The sequence below is a fragment of the Methylotenera sp. genome (assembly GCF_030684185.1).
In the GTDB taxonomy this organism is placed as follows: domain Bacteria; phylum Pseudomonadota; class Gammaproteobacteria; order Burkholderiales; family Methylophilaceae; genus Methylotenera.
In genome coordinates this window covers 1-1,202 of sequence record NZ_JAUXOY010000001.1, presented here as the reverse complement: position 1 = coordinate 1,202, position 1,202 = coordinate 1, and the positions used below count along the sequence as shown (strand labels likewise).

General features: G+C 46.4%; 1 protein-coding gene. It reads left to right on the top strand.

The features are described from left to right. The first annotated feature begins 1 nt into the window (after window position 1). On the top strand, window positions 2-1,192 hold the full coding sequence (tuf, locus tag Q8J82_RS00005; RefSeq protein ID WP_304908109.1) for an elongation factor Tu: 1,191 nt from the start codon (window positions 2-4) through the stop codon (window positions 1,190-1,192). Window positions 1,193-1,202: the final 10 nt, after the last annotated feature.

Here is a 1,202-nt window from a genome sequence, read left to right as displayed (position 1 = left end):
AATGGCAAAAGGTAAATTTGAGCGGACCAAGCCGCACGTCAACGTAGGTACGATTGGCCACGTGGACCATGGTAAAACAACACTAACAGCAGCGATTACTACAATCTTGTCAAAAAAATTCGGCGGCGAAGCAAAAGCCTACGATCAAATTGACGCGGCACCGGAAGAAAAGGCACGTGGTATTACGATTAATACTGCGCACGTTGAGTACGAAACAGCTAATCGTCACTACGCACACGTAGACTGTCCAGGCCATGCCGACTATGTTAAAAACATGATTACCGGTGCAGCGCAAATGGACGGCGCTATTCTAGTCTGTTCAGCAGCTGACGGTCCGATGCCGCAAACCCGTGAACACATCCTATTAGCCCGTCAAGTTGGCGTGCCGTACATTGTTGTGTTTATGAACAAAGCCGACATGGTAGATGACAAAGAGCTACTAGAACTCGTAGAAATGGAAATCCGTGAATTGCTCAGCAAATACGACTTCCCTGGTGATGACACCCCAGTCATTATTGGTTCAGCTAAACTAGCGCTTGAAGGCGACCAATCAGAATACGGCGAAGCGGCTATTTTTAAATTGGCTGAAGCTTTAGATAGCTACATCCCAATGCCGGAACGTGCCATTGACGGCACATTCTTAATGCCAGTAGAAGACGTATTCTCTATCTCAGGTCGCGGTACAGTAGTAACAGGCCGTATTGAACGCGGCATTGTAAAAGTCGGTGATGAAATTGAAATTGTTGGTCTCAAGCCAACTGTAAAAACCACCTGTACAGGTGTTGAAATGTTCCGTAAATTACTAGACCAAGGTATGGCTGGTGATAACGTCGGCGTATTGTTACGCGGTACCAAACGTGAAGACATTGAACGCGGTCAGGTATTGGCTAAATCAGGTTCAATCAAACCGCACACCAAATTCACAGCAGAAATCTATGTGCTAGGTAAAGATGAAGGTGGTCGTCATACACCATTCTTCCAAGGTTACCGTCCACAATTCTACTTCCGTACGACAGACGTAACGGGTGCAGTAGAGTTGCCAGCAGGTACAGAAATGGTCATGCCAGGTGATAACGTATCAATCACCGTCACATTAATCTCACCAATCGCGATGGAAGAAGGCTTACGCTTTGCGATCCGTGAAGGTGGCCGTACTGTGGGTGCTGGTGTGGTAGCAAAAATTATCGAGTAATTTTGTAATT

Excerpts from the sequence above, each read along its gene's own strand:
- tuf (WP_304908109.1), top strand. The coding sequence starts at position 2 with ATGGCAAAAGGTAAATTTGAGCGGACCAAGCCGCACGTCAACGTAGGT.